This is a genomic window from Nostoc paludosum FACHB-159 (assembly GCF_014698835.1).
GTDB lineage: Bacteria > Cyanobacteriota > Cyanobacteriia > Cyanobacteriales > Nostocaceae > Nostoc > Nostoc paludosum.
The window spans coordinates 11937-30045 of the sequence record NZ_JACJTU010000070.1; the positions used below are offsets into that span (position 1 = coordinate 11937).

3 protein-coding genes and 1 pseudogene are annotated in these 18109 nt (G+C 42.2%); 1 reads left to right on the forward strand and 3 read right to left on the reverse strand.

Features of this window, described 5'->3' with window-relative positions; translation table 11 throughout:
- Positions 1–2: 2 nt before the first annotated feature.
- Together H6H03_RS35145 and H6H03_RS35150 are read right to left on the reverse strand one after the other, a co-directional pair.
- Positions 3–3293, reverse strand: a complete 3291-nt coding sequence (locus H6H03_RS35145; RefSeq protein WP_199339198.1) for a non-ribosomal peptide synthetase — start codon at positions 3291–3293, stop codon at positions 3–5.
- Positions 3280–14700 (reverse strand): non-ribosomal peptide synthetase/type I polyketide synthase, encoded by an 11421-nt coding sequence (locus H6H03_RS35150; RefSeq protein WP_190959640.1) that lies wholly within the window; start codon positions 14698–14700, stop codon positions 3280–3282. The genes H6H03_RS35145 and H6H03_RS35150 overlap by 14 nt, the downstream gene beginning before the upstream one ends.
- A gap of 964 nt (positions 14701–15664) precedes the next feature.
- Here H6H03_RS35150 and H6H03_RS35155 point away from each other — a divergent pair.
- A pseudogene (locus H6H03_RS35155) lies at positions 15665–16048 on the forward strand (reverse transcriptase N-terminal domain-containing protein); the annotation flags it as partial.
- A 215-nt stretch (positions 16049–16263) separates the two neighbouring features.
- On the opposite strand, the gene H6H03_RS35160 reads toward H6H03_RS35155, so the two are convergent.
- Positions 16264–17997, reverse strand: a complete 1734-nt coding sequence (locus H6H03_RS35160) for a recombinase family protein (RefSeq protein WP_242058137.1) — start codon at positions 17995–17997, stop codon at positions 16264–16266.
- Between the last annotated feature and the right edge of the window lie 112 nt (positions 17998–18109).

Sequence of the window (18109 nt, forward strand, 5' to 3'; positions counted from 1 at the left end):
AATTAATGAGATTCTGCGTACAATTGCTGGTTTACTTCTACATCGGATAACTCATCAACCTCATTTAAAATCTGCTCTAGCAAGTCAATTTCTGCTTGTTCTAATTGTTTGGTAACCAATAGCTCTGCTAACTCAGCAATAGTTGGGTATTCAAAAAGATCGCGCAAAGTTAGTTCCACCGAAAAAGTTTGCCGAAATCGAGAAACAAGTTGTGTCGCCAGCAGGGAATGTCCTCCCAGTTCAAAAAAGTTATCTTCAACGCCGATTTGCTCTACCCCAAGCACATTCCTCCAGAGATTAGCCATGTTCTCTTCTATAGAATTGCGAGGTGGTACAAATTCAATATCTAAGGTTCTTACAGACATATCTGGCATCGGTAAAGCGTGACGATCTACTTTACCGTTCGGTGTTAATGGTAAAACTTCCAGTGCTACAAAAACCGAAGGTATCATGTGGTCGGGCAGTTTATCTTTGAGAAACGATCGCAATTCACGAGGATTGGGAACAAGCTCTTGATTAGCAACAATGTAAGCTACAAGCTGCTTATTTCCTGATTGCTCTGGTTGGTCTACAACCAAAGCCTGAAAAATTTCAGGGTGCTGGTTCAATACAGCTTCTATCTCTTCAAGTTCGATACGGAAGCCACGAATTTTAACTTGATTATCGAGGCGTCCTAGAAACTCGATATTTCCGTCTGGTAAGTAACAAGCAAAGTCTCCTGTTTTATAAAGGCGGGCTTTTGGATCTTTACTAAAAGGGTTAGGAATGAATTTTTGCTCAGTTAACTCCGGAAGATTAAAATAACCTCTAGAGAGTCCAGCACCGCCGATATAAAGTTCCCCTGGAACACCAATAGGAACTGGCTGTAAATAACGGTCTAGAATATAGATTTTTGTGTTAGCAAAAGGACGCCCGATGGGAACAGCACGAGTAGCAAACAAGTTAACTTTAGTACTTTCAAAATATGAACTGTCAATAGTTGCTTCGCTGACTCCATAAGAATTAATTAATCGAATTTCAGTACCACAAAATTGTTTAAATAGCTGATATTCCTCCATATACCAGGTATCTGAGCCCAGAATTAATAACCGCAGAAAAGTAATTTTTTGTTCGGTTATTTTTAAGTACTCAATTAAATTCCGAAAAACCGCAGGAACAAACTCTGCACAATCAATTTTCTCTTTTTGCATTAACTCATATAACTTTTCAGGCTCTAAAAGCCACTCTCGCGGACACAAAACTAACTTTCCACCAGAACAAAGGGCACGAACTAGATCCCCAGAGAAAACATCAAAGGAGAAACTAGCCATTTGTAAATGATTGTTACATGAAGTTTGCAGTTGATAAGCATCTTCCCAAGCAAAATAGGCATTAACAAGATTACGATGGGCGATCGCTACACCTTTAGGTTTGCCGGTGGAGCCAGAAGTATAAATCAAGTAAGCTAAATTTTCACTATTGACTCCACTAATAATAGTTTGCTGACTTTGTGTAACGATGCTGTTACTATCTCTGTCTAAGCAAACTACAGACCCTTGGATTTTAGGCAACCTAGCGAGTAAGTTCTCAGTTGTCACTAGCACTGAAACCTGAGAATCATTGAGTATGTAAGCTAATCGCTCCGGGGGATAAGCAGGATCTAGAGGAACATAAGCCCCGCCAGCTTTGAGAATTGCTAACAAGCCTACTACCATCTCTAGCGATCGCTCTACACAAATGCCTACTAAAACTTCTGGTTCTACCCCCTGGGTTTGCAAGTGATGTGCTAGCTGATTAGCTCTGGCGTTCAATTCTTCATAAGTCAGTTGTTGTTCTTGAAACACCACCGCCACTGCATCCGGGGTTTGTCTCACCCGCTCTGCAAACAACTCGTGAATACATTTGTCCTGAGGATATTTCGCTTCGGTTTGATTCCATTCCACCAACAACTGATGCCGTTCAGCAGTTGTCAGCAGAGATAACTCGGAAATCTTTTGCTGTGGATAATTAACAATATTTTCCAATAAAGTTTGGAAATGCCCAAGTATCCTGCTAATTGTGGCGGCATCAAAGCGATCGCTATCGTACTCAATGCCTAAGAATAACTTCTGACCTGGTATGGCTTCTAGAGCTAGGGGGTAGTTTGTGCGTTCAACACCGCGAACATTTTGAATACTTAAACCACCAAATCCCTCTTGCAAAGCAACTTTCAGTGGATAGTTTTCAACTACAACAATACTCTCAAATAGAGTCATGCCTCGTGGGACATCACTCCATCCTTGGATATCGATGAGTGAAGTATAAGCGTACTGTTCGCGTTCTATGTGTTGAGTTTGTAATTGCTGTAGCCATGATAATAACGAGATATCATTTGCAACTTGCACCCGCGCTGGTAGGGTATTGATGAATAGCCCGACCATTGACTCAACTCCTGGTAAGGTTGCTGGACGACCGGAAACCGTCACCCCAAAAACCACATTTGATTCACCACTGTAATAACTTAATAACAGCGCCCAAACTCCCTGAATGAGAGTACCAATGGTCAGATGATGTTGGCGAGTAAAAGTCTGTAAGGCGTTGGATAAAGTTTCTGAAACCCAGAGGTGCTGGCGGTCGCATTTTTCTTCCTGACTGGAGATGCCGTTAGAGGATTTGCTGCCAAATAAAGCAGTAGGTACACTAAACCCCCGCAGACTTTGTTGCCAGAAAGTCTCAGCTTGACGAAGATTTTGTTGCTGTAACCAAACAATATAATCCCGATAAGGACGCGAAGTGATATTTAAATAGATATCCTTACCTTGGCTAAAGGCTTCATAGAAAGCAAAAACTTCTTTAAAGATGATCGACAGACACCAGCCATCGAGAAGTAAGTGATGATTACTCCAGACAAATTGCCAAGTAGTTGCTGCCACTTGAATCAAGGTAAAGCGCATCAGCGGTGCTTGCTTGAGGTCGAAACCGAGTTGGCGATCGCTCTCTAAAAAAGCTTCTAATCGCTTTTGTTGCTCATCTGAGGTCATAAACAGCCAATTTTGCTGTTCCCAAGGCACATCCACCTTGCCATGCACAACTTGCAGAGGTTTATCCAACTCATCCCAGTGGAAAGAAGTCCGGAAAACCGGATGCCTAGTTACAACCTGCTCCCAAGCTTGTTGGAATGCCAAAACCTGGAGATCGCCATCAAGAGTACAAATTAGCTGCTCAAAGTAAACACCTGAGTTAGGAGCATACAGGGTGTGAAAAAGCATACCCTGCTGCATGGGTGATAACTCGTATATATCTATAATCTCGTCCACAGAATTATCTTGTACCATTTTGTTTAATTTTTCCAAGGAAAGCATCAAGCTGTTTTTGGTCTAGTCTGGCTCCGGCAAAATCAGAGGGAGTGTATCCCTTTGTTTGTGAAGACTGGCAATGAGTAATCAAAGATACTAAGGCTGTCTGAAACCCCTGTGATAGACGCTCAACTGTTTCTCGTTTATGGATATTTTGGCTATACGTCCAATTCACTTGCAGCCGATCTGAAGTGATGAAGCCGTCTACTTCCAATAGATGAGCGCGTTTGGCAAGGGGGCTATTAGTTGCTCCATTAGCTTCTTTGGCAAACCCCAACAGTGGAGATTCCCACAGTCCCCGGTCTAACTGTCCAAGGTAGTTAAAACTGATTTCTGCTTGGGGAAGATTTTTGAGTTTTGAGCGGGTAACTACATCTTGGCTCAAGTATCGTAGAATTCCGTAGCCGATGCCCCGATTTGGCAAACGACGTAGTTGTTCTTTAACTAACTTTAAAGTTTCCTCAGGGCGGTCGCTTGTTTCAAGTTCTAAGAGGACAGGAAATAGAGTCGTAAACCACCCGACTGTGCGAGACAAATCAACATTCTCAAACAGTTCTTCTCGTCCATGACCTTCTAAATCGACTAGTAAGGAACGTTTACCAGTCCATTGGCTAAAGCTGTGCAACAGTGCAGTCAGGAGTATATCATTAATTTGCGTGTTGTAAGCTTGGGGTACTTCTTGCAATAGAGCTTGCGTCTGTTCCACACTCAAAGCAATTGTAACTTGATCTGTTGAACCAACTGTATTCGATTGTTTGTCAGATGAATAATCTACCGACAACGGTGCAATATTCAAACGAGATTCTTCCAGCCAGTAATCTAACTCACCAGCCAAAGCTTCAGATTGCCCATACTCCACTAATTGCTTAGCCCAATCTCTGAAGGCTGTTGTTTTCGGTGGTAGTTGAATTGCTTCTCCTCGACTGAGTTGTTTGTAAGCTCTAGCAAGATCCTCTAATAAAATCCGCCATGAAACTCCATCTACAGCTAGATGATGAATCACTATTAACAATCGGCTTGGTTTGTTACTGCCAAAATCAAACAGAGCTACCTGAATAATCGGGCCTTTTGATAGGTTCAAGCTAGCTTGGAGAACGGTTGCAGTAGATTCAAGAACCGAGAACTGTTGTTCTGCTGCGACTGCCGATAAATCTATAACAGTAAAAGGTATTGTCTGGTCAGGGAGAGTATTGATTTGCTGCCAGCCAGACTCGGAAGGCATATAGCGCAAGCGTAGGGCATCGTGATGTATCAGCAATTGCTGGACAATTTGCTTGAGTATATCTATCTGGATGTCTGGTAGTACCTCAAGGAGAACCGATTGGTTGTAGTGGTGTGCTTGGGATAGATTCTGCTCAAAGAATCTGTGTTGAATCGGTGTCAGAGGCACAGAACCATTAACTAAACCTTGTTCGGCTTGAATAGCGATACTTGTACTAACTACAGTAGCTAACTCAGCTATGGTCTGTTGCTGAAACACCTGTTTGGGAGTCAGATGCAAACCTAGTTGATTGGCTCTGGCAACAATTTGAATGCTGAGAATGGAATCTCCTCCTAACTCAAAAAAATTATCATGAATGCCGACTTGTTCTACTTCTAAAACTTCTTTCCAAAGATTGACTAATGTGTTTTCAATGGAATTGCGAGGCAAAACAACACTGGTTTCTAGTTCTCTTTGGGAAAAATTGGGGATTGGCAAAGCCCGACGGTTTACCTTACCACTAGCCATTAAGGGAATAGCTTCCAGCATCACAAAGACAGACGGCACCATGTACTCCGGCAGTTTGGTTTTCAAATAAGCGCGTAATTCATTGCTAGAGGGGTTTAGCTGAGTTGGCACGACATAGGCGACTAGGCGTTTGTTGCCCAGGTGGTCTTTTTGAGCGGTGACGACAGTTTCCTGCACCCCAGGATGTTGTATGAGCGTCACTTCAATTTCTCCTAGCTCGATGCGGAACCCACGAATTTTGATTTGATGATCTATCCGTCCCAGAAACTCAACGTTGCCGTCAGGTAAGTAACGAGCTAAATCGCCAGTTTTATAGAGCTTGTCATAGGCAATTTCTGGAAATGGATTGTCCACAAAAACTGCTTGGGTTTTTAACTCATCGTTGAGATATCCTAGCCCTAGACAAATTCCTGAGAGGTAAATTTCACCTGGTACGCCAATGGGTACGAGATTTCTTTGAGCATCGAGGATGAGAACATGGACATTAGCGATCGCTTTCCCAATAGGAATTTTGTTACCTTCTTTACCTGTAACTTGGTAGCAAATGCAGCCAATGGACGCTTCTGTGGGGCCATATAAATTCACCACCCGTACTGTAGGAAAATGCTGGCTAAAAGTGTGGGTGGTTTCTGGTGTAATTTCTTCGCCACCAAGAATCACAGTCCGCAAAGAACTTAATTTTTCTCGCACTTGATTTCCAGCAACGAGTTGCGGCACCAAGGTGTTGAATACGGAAGGAACAAAGTCTGTGATTGTGACTCCATGTTTTTCGATTAATGCAGTTAAATTATCTGCTGTGATTCCCATATTCGGGGAGGGAAGAACGGTTTTCCCACCGTTAATTAACGGCCAGAACAACTGCCAAACTGCACTATCGTAAGTATGATGAGTGGTTTGCAAAGCTGCGATCGCTGATTTACAACCGAAGAAGTCATTCATCCACAAGAAGCGATTAATAATTCCCCGATGAGGGACAACAGCACCTTTTGGTTTACCTGTTGAACCAGATGTGTAGATGACATAGATGGGATTACTAGGGTCAATGTGAATATTGGGATTGGGTGTGGATTGATGGGATGCTAGTCCATTCACAAATAGACAAGGCCAAGCCAATGCTTCTTCTTGGTAAGGTGTCGTCTCATTGACTAAAACAACTTGACAATTCAAATCTTCCAGTGTTTGTTTAAGTCTTTCTATGGGCCAATTAATATCCAGTGGTGAGAAAGCAGCCCCAGTTTTCATTACAGCGAGCATTGCCACAACTAGTCCAATGCTTCTGTCCATCAAAACTGGCACGTAAGACCCCAGCCCAATACCTTTACTAATTAAAGCCAGAGCAACTTGGTTAGCTTGTTCATTCAAAGCTTGATAAGTAAGTTGCTGTTCCTCAAAGACGACTGCCAGTGCCTCTGGAGTTTGTTCCACTTGGGCTTCAAATAACTGATGGATGAGCTTGTCTTGGCTATAGGGCTTTTGGGTCTGATTCCACTCTACTAGCAGTTTGTGTCGCTCAAGAGATGACAGCAATGGCAAATCTAAGATCCTCTGTTCTGGATTGACAATAATACTTGTCAACAGAGTTTGAAAATTTGCCAGCAGACGCTCAATTGTAGTGGCATTGAATAGATCCAAGTTGTAATCACATCTGACTTCCAAACTGCTGTTAGTCTCGATTACATCAAAGCTCAGATCGGAACCAGTAAAACCAATTGGGTGATCGAACAAATTAGTCTCTAGGTCAAATAAACCTGTCAATGTTGCGGGACGGTCTAGATTAAATGTTGTGTTGATGATAGAAAATTGACTAGCATCTCGATCTCTTTTAAGTTTGTTCATTAACAAAGCGAAGGGATAATCTTGATGCTCATAAGCAGATAGTAAAACACTCCTAGAGTTAACTAAATGTTCAATAAATGTTGCATCTTTATTAATGCCATTTCTTAAGGGCAAGAGGTGAGTACAGTAGCCGACTAGTCTTTCACTACCTGAGAGCGATCGCCCAGCCACAGGAATACCAACTACAATGTCATCATGTCCTGTCAGCCGATGTAGTAAAACTGTGTACGCTGCCAACAGCGTCATAAATAGAGTACATCCCTTATTTGTGCTGAACTGCTTTATCTGGCGATAAAGATTGGCATCTAGTTGAATTGTTTGTCTATTACCAAGGTATGTTTTAACTGGAGGACGAGGACGGTCAGTTAGTAAGTCTAAAACTGGAATAGAACTAGTAAATTTCTCTAACCAGTAGGATTCATGAACAGCCATTTCCTGACTATGAACTTGCTGTTCTTGCCACTTTACATATTCTTGGAATTGTATAGGTGAGTGTAATTGGCAATCCTCACCGCGATAAGTTGTCGTATACAAGGTAGCTAAGTCTTGCAGAATTACATCCATTGACCAACCATCAACGATGATGTGATGCGCCGTCATTACCAAAAGATGCAGTTGCTCTTGTAACTTTAGAATATGAACGCGGAACAGAGGGCCGTTACTGAGGTCAAAAGCTGTGAAACTTTCATTTTTGAACCACTCAGGTATTTGTAAATCGTTGTTATCAAAATTAGAGAAGTCAATTAAAGAAACGTCTGTTTTCAGTGATGGCAATATCTGCTGCGAATCACCCTTACTGCTAATAGTTGTACGCAGTGCCTCATGGCGGTCAACTAGTTTTTGCACTGCTTGACGCATGGCTTCCAGGTGCAATACACCTTTTAATTGCACGCTGAGGGTGACATTGTAGGCAAGTGAGCTATCTTCACCTATCTGTGCCAAAATCCAGAGTTGCTTTTGTGCTTCGGTTAGGGGAACAATCTTTACGTCCTGGCTAACAACTTTAGTGTCATTGCAAACCTTGAATGATGATTTTGCAGGTTTGTCTGGAAAAAAACCACCACTTCTTAATTCCTCTACACTTTCCTTGAGCGCCTGAATCAAGTAATTAATATCTTCGTCTGTATGAGCTGTAGACAGAAAACAGTTGCGTCCTTCCCAGATATAAATTCCTTTGTTCATCAAGTGATAAAACAGTAAATCTGCATTTTCTAAGAAGGAAAAGCGGAACAACGAGCCAAAGTTGATGATGCGAATGGGTAAATTTTCAGCTTCAAAGTAAGCATTTAATTTCCTAGCTAACTGATCTGTTCGCTGATTCAACTGTTGTTGCACAGCTGCACCGCATTGCTTGATGTGTTTAAGTACAGCCCGGGCGGTAGCCATCGCCAGAGGATGTTTGCAGAATGTGCCTGCAAAAAATGTTGTGTCTGCTTGTGGATAAGACGCATCCCCATAGTTCCACATCCCGCCGTCAATTCCATCCATGTAGACAGCTTTACCTGCAACTACCCCAATGGGCATTCCGCCACCGACGATTTTGCCATAGGTAGCGATATCTGCATCAATGCCAAACCATGCTTGCGCTCCACCAGGATGAATCCGAAACCCAGTAATCATTTCGTCAAATATCAATACGATTCCAGTTTCGCGGGTTAATCGTCTGAGTTCATGAAGAAACTCTTGAGGTTGTAAATCTGGTCTGCGGCTTTGCACAGGCTCAACTAAAACAGCTGCTAATTCCTGTGCATGGGCTTGGATAATTTCTAGGGATTGCGGATTGCCATACTCTAGGATTAAGATATCTTCTACCGTTTTCGGTGTGATTCCTGGGGCGATGGGTATGGCATTTGGATTGTTGTCTGCCTGAGCTATGCCCAAAACACCATCAAAATGCCCGTGATATGAACCAGCAAACATTGCAATTTTGTTGCGTCCGGTGGCTGTACGTGCGAGTCGCAATGCTGTCATCACAGCTTCAGTACCAGAGTTACTGAAATTGACTCGTTCCAATCCTGTCAGTTCGCAAATTAATTGTGCTACTTCTCCAGCTAGGCGAGTTTGAGGGCCAATTTGGATACCTTGTTTGATTTGTGCTTCCAATGCTGCGGCGATAAAGTCGGGATGGTGTCCGAAGAGATTTACGCCGAATCCCATAGTGATGTCTATGTATTCGTTGCCGTCTACATCCCAAATTCTAGAACCACTAGAGCGATTGCCAACTATCGGGTAGAGTATTTCTTTTGTGGAGAACCGAAAACCAGCTGAAGCTCTGTTATCTGCTAAAACTGGACGATAGGTTTGTGCCAGTTGCTTGGATGTGGGGGTGCGTTTGGTGTAACGCTCAATAAGGTCTTCTAAATGACGTTGTTGTTGGGGATTCAACCCTCTGCCACGAATCTCTGCAACTCGCCAGGGAGGAAGGGCGGAAGATGATTTACTTGGCGCTGATGCAGGTGTTGTTTTCGTCACCTGTTTTGTAACTATGGGTGTTGTTTGGGGTGCAGATTTTGAATGTCCATTGTTAGAGGAAACAAAATTTGCTGCTGACAAACCACCGCCTTGCAAAACTTGCAATTGCTCAGACATCAGAGAAAGTTGTTGCTGAATAATTGCTTCTACCGCTGTTTGAGGTGGTGTTTTTGTCTGTGGCGATCGCAATTCTTCCTGTACATCTTCTGCTACAACAGATTCGGATTTAGTATTCTCTTCTATATAACTCGCTAGGGCATCAAGCGTTGTCAATTCTTCAAATAACTGGCGAATGGAAATCTTAATCCCATAAGTATTTTCAATACTCCGCACCGCATCAACTAAAACAATGGAATCAGCGCCCATTTCTAAGAAAGGAGCTTGAACATTTACGTTTGATGGCTCTGTTTTTAGTAATTTTGCTACAAGCGAGCGTAATGTTTGTATTGTTGTTTCCCTTTGCTCTGATTTTACAGGTAAGGCAACTGGAGATTTAAATCCGTTAGTAGTAATTGTGTGTGTATTCATTACGTCTTGTGCTTCAAACCAATAACGTTTTCTTTGGAAGGGATAAGTAGGTAGTGAAACCAGACTGCGTGAGTAATCTCGGTCGAATCTTGACCAATTAATGTTTACTCCTTCCAGATATAGGGTTGATAAACTTTCCAGCAATATTTGCCAATCATTTTTTCCCGCAGCTAAGGATGGTAGCCAAACAGCATTTTCTTGCTGCTGACAACGTTTGCTCAGACTTGACAGGATGGGCTTTGGCCCAATTTCTAAAAATATTTCGTAGTCTTGTGCCAATAAGGTATTTATCCCTGCCATAAATCTCACTGGGTTGCGAGTGTGGCGTCGCCAATAGCTGGCATCAAGAATATCTTCTGGCAATAAAAACTTACCTGTTAAATTGGAAACTATTGGTATGCGTGGTGACTGAAATTTAATTTGGCTGGCTTGTTGTTCAAATACGTCCAGCATCGGCTCCATTAACGAGGAGTGAAAGCCGTGGGAAACATTTAATCGCCTGGTTTCTATCCCTTGTGATTCTAAGGTGGAAATGACTGCTTCAACTGCCTCATACATACCAGAGATAGCGATATTCTCAGGAGCGTTGATGGCAGCAATTGATACTTCATGAGGATAAAATTGAATAGCTGCTGTGACTTCCGCTTCACTGCCAAACACGGCTACCATCTCGCCTAAAGGCGGCAGTGCTTGCATTAGGGACGCCCGTTCGCTAATCAGCTTCAGCCCATCTTCAAGACTGAACACCCCAGCAACGCAGGCAGCAACATATTCACCTATACTATGACCCATTACTGCTGCTGGTTCTATACCCCAGGACTGCCATAATTTTGCTAAGGCGTATTCCAAAGCAAATAAAGCTGGTTGGGTATAGGCGGTTTGATCTAGGGGGGAAGCGATCGCATTTTCAGGATAGAGAACTGATAGTAGAGGCTGTTCTAGGTAGGGAAGCAAAATCTCGTTGCAACGATCAAGGCAAGCACGGAAGGTAGGCTGGGTTTCATAAAGTTGCTTTCCCATATCTATATATTGGGAACCCTGACCAGTAAATAAGAAGGCAATTTTAGGCTGTTTATTGCTATTTATATGTACAGTTTGCTCTTGGGCAGTGAAAGTACTTAATGCTTCATGTAACTCTTCTTTAGTTTCAGCGATCGCAGCTAGCCGATAGTCAAAATGTGATCGCCCAGTATTCGCAGTAAAACAAACATCTGCTAGTGATGCATCAGGATTTTTACTGAGATAAACTATGTAATTTTGTGCTAGTTCTCTTAAAGCTTGCTGATTTTTCGCCGAGAGAGTCAGTAAATGCTTTGGACGCTCAATGTCGGACTTGACAGCTGGCACTACTGGTGAGTCTTCCAGTATTACATGGGCATTGGTACCGCCGAAACCGAATGAAGATACACCAGCTAGCCGTCGTTGTGTACCACGAGGCCACAACTGAGGTTCAGTGGTGATGGACAATGGCGTATCTTTTAAAGAAATATGGGGATTGAGGTTTTGCAAATGCAAATGAGGTGGAATTTCCCCATGATGTAGCGACAGCACGACTTTAATTAAACCTGCAATGCCAGCAGCAGCTTCTAAATGGCCAATATTAGTTTTAACAGAGCCAATTCTACAGTTTTGCTCTGGCGATCGCCCTGGTAGCAGCACTGTTTTGAGGGAATTGAGTTCAATAGTGTCTCCCAATAAAGTACCGGTACCGTGGGCTTCTACATAATCAATCTCTGCTGGTGTGACATTAGCGTTTGCTAAAGCTTGGGAAATTACTGCCTGCTGTGCTTGACCATTGGGAGCTGTCAGGCCATTACTGCGACCATCTTGGTTAACAGCCGAGCTTTTAATCAATGCTAAGATATTGTCTCCATTGGCGATCGCATCAGAAAGGCGCTTGAGAATTACTACTCCGCAACCTTCACCACGCACATAACCATCAGCACTCGAATCAAAGGTTTTGCAGCGACCATCACTTGCCATCATTCGTGTTTGAGAGAAAGCGATGGTCAATTGGGGAGACAAAATTAAATTTACACCCCCTGCTATGGCTAATTGGCACTCCCCTTGGCGTAAACTTTGGCAAGCTTGATGAACTGCTACCAACGAGGAAGAACAGGCTGTGTCTACTGCCCAGCTAGGGCCTTGCAAATCCAGCAGATAGGATAGGCGATTAGCAGCAATGCTCAAAGCGTTGCCAGTACCATAGTAGGCATCCGTACTAGCAGCATGACGAGACAACAACCGCGAGTAATCATAGTTGCTGATGCCAATAAATACCCCTGTTTTACTTCCTGCTAATTGCTCTGGTATTTGTCCAGCGTTTTCTAGAGCTTCCCAACTCACTTCTAATAAAAGTCGTTGTTGGGGGTCCATTGTCTCTGCTTCTCGTGGAGAAACTCCGAAAAATTCTGGCTCGAATCGATCTACTTGTTCGAGAAAACCACCCCAACGAGTGTTCATTTTCCCAGGATGTATCGCCGTGGGGTGATAGAAAGCATTGATGTCCCATCGTGACGCAGGTACTTGTTGGATAGCATCAACCCCATCATGTAGAAGCTGCCAAAAACTTTCCGGGTCATTAGCTCCTGGAAAACGGCAACCAATACCAATAATTGCGATCGCCTCAGTTTGTGTTTCTATTTTATTAATGTCAACTTCTGCTGTTTTTAGTTTGGAAGCGATCGGTTTTACTCCTAAATAGTCAGATATAGCCTCAATAGAGGAATAATCGTAAAATATGCTAGGAGAAAGCTGGCATCCAAGCCATTGCTGTAACTGGTCAGAAAGCCTCACTGTTACTAAGGAACCCATTCCATAGTCAGCGAATGGTTGTCGGGTGTCTATTTGGTGTGGAACAACTTGTAGTTGATCTGATATTTTTGAGATTAACCAGGTTGCAATCTCTTCTTTGCTACGAGATTTATGTAGGGGAACTGGTTCATGAGAATTTTGGTTTTCTGACAAGTCCGCTGGTAAAGTAGCTGTTTGCACTTGTTGTAACAGCGATTTGAGTTCTGTTTCTAAATATCGGAATTTTGTTTTATTTTGAGGATTTGCACACCAATCTGCAACTACATCTAAGTTGCCAGATAGAAAGCGAATCCGACAAGCACTACGTTGAAGTTTACCACTAGAAGTTTTAGGTATACTTGCAGTTTTAAGCAGCAAGATGGCATAAACTTCTATATCGTGCTGTTGTGCTAATGCTTGACGAATTGCTCCAATTACTTCAATAGTATTTAGTTTCCGAAGGTAAGTTCGTTCTACTTCTTGGACAATTACTAGTTTTTCTTGTCCCTCGAAATCCACTGCAAAGGCTACTCCACAATTTGGTCGTAACGCTGGATGACACCGCTCTACAGTTTGCTCAATATCTTGCGGATAATGATTACGTCCCAAAATAATAATTAAATCCTTCAATCGACCTGTAATAAACAATTCGCCATCCAGCAAGAATCCTAAGTCTCCTGTACGCAGAAAAGGCCCTTCACCAGTATCCGCCAAATAAGCTTGAAAGGTTTGTTGTGTTTGCTCTGGTCGATTCCAATAACCTTGACTGACACTCGAACCTGATACCCAAATTTCCCCAACTTGGTCTGAAGCACACTGCGTTAGTAATTCTGGATCAGCAATTACTATTTTTGTATCAAGCCATGAACGCCCACACCCTACTATAGATTTACTATTCTTGTTGTTAAAAGAGGTCTTGATTACTCTATTTTGTTCTAGTGCGTCAGCATGAACTGTACAATAAATTGGCTCATCTTTGACTTTACCCCCTGAAATCATAAGAGTAGATTCAGCCATCCCGTAACAAGGATAGAAGAAGTTACTGCGAAACCCACAGGACTTAAATATATCTGTAAATTGCTCTAAAACTTCTCGGCGAACTGGCTCTGCACCACTATAAGCGCTATGCCAACAGCTTAAGTCAAGCTTATCTCGTTGTTCTTGAGTAATATTTTTTAAACACAATTCATATCCAAAATTAGGGCCACCACAATGCGTTGCTCTATAGTGTGAAATCGCTTGCAACCATCGGAATGGTTTTTGAATAAAGGATGCAGGTGGCATCAAAACCCCTAAAAAACCAGTATATAAGGGTTGAATGATCCCATCTATTAATCCCATATCATGGAAACTAGGTAACCACGTCACAGAAACACTATCTTGTGTGAGTTCAAAAGCTTGCTTAATATATTCTGAATTGTGTATTAAATTCCCATGATTTACCATCACTCCTTTTGGTATCCCTGTAGATCCAGAAGTGTACTGAAGAAAAGCAAGTGTTTCATTACTGATTACTGGTTGCTGCCAGGACGCAATTTCATTACTGGCAATGTTATCTGTTGTTATCCAGTTACAACGCCCTAATAATAGATCATTATCAACAAAGCCATTTTCTATATTGGTTAATAATTCCTTTGTTGTAAGAATTACTGTTGCTTGAGCATCATCTATGATCGTTTGTAGCCTAGATAACTTTTGATTCCGTCTAGGCGGATAAACAGGAACCGCCACGACTTGTGCATATAAACACCCAAAAAAAGCAGTAATGAATTCTAGTCCAGGCGGGTAGATCAGCAAGGCACGAGAATTAGTCGCGTTTAAGCTTTGAAGTTGGATGGCAATCGCTCGCGCTTCTTGCTCCAATTGTTTATATGTCAAACTGTTTGATTCTCTTTCTCCATCTTGCAGAAAAATAAAACCTTTTTGATCGGGTTGGTGTAGCGCTCTGTTATGTAAAATATCTATGATATTGGTAATACTATTAATTTGATAAAAGCTATTTATAAGAAAACTTGTATTAGTAGCCATTTTAATAGGTATCTCCAGTAATTATATAAAGCTTTTTGAAAAAATATTTTATTTTGCAACGCTATTAATGTTGATTGTTATTCAATACTTGTTCTATTATGTTAAGACCTAAACATTTTGTATAACCTTTATTTTTTCATAGGTACTTTTTCACACTTATGTCATTTAAATTGACGACAATTTATGTAACCACAGATATGCTTACGTTAGTCGTAAGTCAAAGAACTATTGAATAAAACTACTTGCAACTAAACTATGGCAAAGCAAAAAAAAATACTTACCTTTGTTGTTATGAACAGCATATTTGCTTTTATCACATTATCAAAACAGTCTGTGAGTAGATTATAAATTCACCCATAAGATAGAAGGCAAGATATAAAACCCATTTGACATCTTTTACTGTCAGCAGGGCAAACGCATGTGTGACTCGTTCCTAAGCCAATACATAACTTAGGGTGAGAACGCCAAGGAACAGAACCTTGAAAACCTCATAACTAAACCTGGGATAGAGGTGAAAGTCCTCTCCTACAAGGGTAGTAGTGACTCCCGACCTGCCCACAGCGACCGAACTCGGAATTTCGGAGACTGAAGCTGGGAACAGGGCGCAATCAGAGCCAAAGCAGATCAGGCACACTGGCGCTAATGGGGAGATAATACGGATAAACAAGACCTATAAAAGCGTCTGATGCCCAAGCGGTAATCTGAATAAATTATACCGACTTCATACTCTAATCTCGCGGCAATATATGCGTTTTAGCCGCAAACCCCTTGAGATGAGTATAGGCGAAGTGGTCTGTCCTACGTTATCGCAAATCTCAGGTTTGGAACGAGTAAAAACGGTGCTGAGGTCTGGGGACTGGTCGAAACCCTAGTAGGTAAGACGAGATACGGAACCCCTCACATCGGGTAAGACGAAGCGTAATTGCTTCGAGGCAATCAGAACACTTTCATTGCAAAGAAGAGTATAGTTAGGCACATGACTAGTAATAGTGATAGTGAACTCTGGATAAAAATCCCGTGGAAGAAACTACGGAAAAATTTATTCCGCCTACAATGCAGATTGTGGAAAGCTATTCGAGAAGGCGACCGGAAACGAGCCAACAGTCTTCAAAAGCTGATACTGAAATCCCGAAGTGCGAGATTATTAGCTATTCGTCAAGTAACCCAGCTAAATAATGGTAAGAAAACAGCAGGTGTAGATGGTAAAGCTTCCCTGAATTTTCAAGAAAGGTTTGAACTTGAAGTATTGCTGAAACAAAAGGCTCACGCCTGGACTCATAGCAAACTTAGAGAAATACCGATTCCAAAAAAAGACGGAAGCAAGCGCATTCTCAAAGTTCCGACGGTGTGTCCATATTGCACCTTGATCCAAGAAAGCTTAGGGATATTTTATTTCGCTCTAGTATTTCCCTATAGTAGAGATTTTTTCGCTCAAAGATAAAAGAGCGATCGTCAAAAATTTATTCCAAAGACAAATTTAGATATACGTAAAACCCTTTGGGTAAGAAATTACTCAAAGGGTTGAATCAGTTGACGAATAATTATTTTGCACACTTGTAGAAGTTATTCAGATTTCACTGGTACACGGCGGATTTTGTGACGTAAAGTTTCTAAAACTTCGGGTGTAACTACATACCACCACGGGCTTCTATCTGTTTCTTGGAATGCCTGAATAATTCCTTTGTCTCGCCAATAGTAAATGGTATGAATTCCAACACCCAATTTTTCAGCCAGGGCACTAGTTGAATAGTAACCTTCAAGGCTGACTCCTGATTTCGCAATCACCGGGTCACTTAAAGGTTTGCCAAGTCCATATTTCCAGCGAAGCCAAGCCACACCTTTTTTTGTAAAAGGTCGCCCAGTAGTATTCAATAAACCTCGACGATTTAGTTCAAGAGCAATTTCAGTATCAGTTCGACCAGGAACTAATTGTTCAATCAGTTGAATAACTTCTTTGGGTGTTCGGTATTTGTCTGCATTCGTTGGGCGTGTCGCTATTAATTCACTGATAGCTTCAGTATGCCAGAGGATTTGGATACGAGTAGAGCGTTCTGGAGTATCTATTGGCGTGATAGCAACTTGTTTGATTAACAACCCTAGTATCTCTTTACGCTCTTGGCTGGTGGTACTACTTGCGTTCCAAATTGTGGGAATATCATTGGCGAGCTGTAAAATTTGCTGCCTCTGCACTTGTGTTAATTCCAACCTTTGTGCTTGTTGGGCTTTCTGGTATTCTTCTTCTAACTCTGCTAACTGTTGTAGTTTCTCGTTCCAGCGCCTTTCCAGTGTACGGGCGACTAAACGATTCTCCGGCTCGGTGGCATCATATTGTCGAAAAGCTCTGTCTGCTTCGTAACGTACCCTTTCCAGTCGCAGTTGCCATGTTTTATCTGCCTCATGTGCTTGATTTTCCAATTCCGACAGCACAGCCAGAGAAATATCAAGTTCTTCATCCGTAAAAACTTCCAGCACATGAGTTTCAACTGCTGTATCAATTGCTGCTCCCGAAACGCTCCAACAAACACCCATACGACCATCTTGTTTGCGAGCTTGGTTACACTCGTAAGCCACTCTGTAACCACCAGTGCCATAGTAGCGAGGACTCATACGTCGTCCGCATTTACCGCAGATTACTAGTCCTTGAAGAAGTGCAAAACCTTCTCTAGGTATGCCTGGACATTCATCAGACAAAGAGATTGCCCGATTGCGTCTAAGTTGTTCACAATTAGATTCATACTCTGACCAACTAATATAAGCCTCGTGAGCGTTGTGAATTATCACCTTCCACTCCTGTTGGGGTAATAGTTGAGTTTTTACCTTGGTCACTTGCCCATTCTCAATTACGTTCAGGCTACGTCTTCTACCATAAACATAGGTTCCTGTATAAGTGGGATTACGTAGAATAGCTGTTATACGGCTCAGATTGGCTGGCCCCCAACGAAGTGTACCAATGTGCCCTGGCCCCCAACGTCTTCTGGGAAAAGGAATTTGGTTGGAGCAAAAGTAGCGCATTACCTTAAACGCTGTTCCCAGAACACGGAACTGTTGAAAAACCAACTGTATAGCAGCAACTACGCCTTCGTCTGGGTCTAATACTAATTTTCCTTCAGGGTCATATACGTAACCAGTAGGTGGGGCACAACGTAGTTCTCCTTTTTTGGCTTTATTGAGTTTCGCTCCTTGTAAGCGCAGACGCATCCCGTGTAGCTCCGTGTGGCTCCAAGTTCCTTTAAATCCCAGTATTACTCGGTCATTAAAATCATTTGGGTCATAAATCCCATCATGGTCAATTACCAAGGTGTGGGAGCAATGCGATTTTGTGAGGTCTGGTCAAAAACAAGCGATCGCTAAAAATTATATTTAGGTACAAGGTGATTTTATTTGCAAATAAAATACTGGTTTGCACAAA